This window comes from Streptosporangium carneum (assembly GCF_027922005.1).
Taxonomy (GTDB): domain Bacteria; phylum Actinomycetota; class Actinomycetes; order Streptosporangiales; family Streptosporangiaceae; genus Streptosporangium; species Streptosporangium carneum.
This window is the reverse complement of the sequence record NZ_BSEV01000104.1, coordinates 1-627: the sequence shown is the minus strand read 5'-3', so window position 1 is coordinate 627 and position 627 is coordinate 1. Positions and strand designations below refer to the sequence as shown.

Below are 627 nucleotides of genomic sequence, written 5' to 3'. Positions count from 1 at the left end.
GCATGATCGCGGCGACTTCCGGCTGCAGTTCGGACAGGGCAACCCAGCCGATCTCGCCACTGGCCGCGGCCGAGCTCGCATCGGAAAACTGCCGCGCCAGTTCCGGGAAGGACGCGCCCTGCTGCAGCTGGTTCATGACTGCGATCACGCGCTGCTGCGTGGCCTGCTCCTGACCGGGGCGGGGTACTTCCAAGAACATCTCGTAGATGTAGAATTGCGGCTGGGAGGCGCTGGCGACCAGACGGTCCAGTGCCAGCTCGATCTGCTGTTCGGAAATCCGGATACGCGAGCCGTAACGGCCATTGACCAGGATCTGCCACGCGATTTCCGCCTCGATCTGGCTGCGCAGGGTCGAGGCATCGATGCCCGAGCTTTCCAGATCCGCCAGGATCTCGTCGATGGTCGCATTGTTGCGGCTGGCGAGGTCGAGAAGGGCGTTGTTGATCTCCGCGTCCTCGATCTCGATTTCATATTCCCGGGCCGCCTGCATCTGCAGGTGCTCGTCGACCAGGCCGCGCAGGGCCTCGTCCTGAACCCGCGCCAGCGTCTGCTCGTCGATCTGTGACATGCGGGAGGTCGAGATGATCAGACGCATCCGGTTGCGCACATCGACCGTGGTGATCGGTT

Annotated in this window: 1 protein-coding gene; it reads right to left on the bottom strand. The window is 63.6% G+C overall.

All coding sequences use genetic code 11. The annotated features are described in order from the left end of the window. On the bottom strand, positions 1 to 627 hold a 627-nt coding region (locus tag PKF00_RS44900), incomplete at both ends, for a peptidylprolyl isomerase (protein ID WP_271223753.1).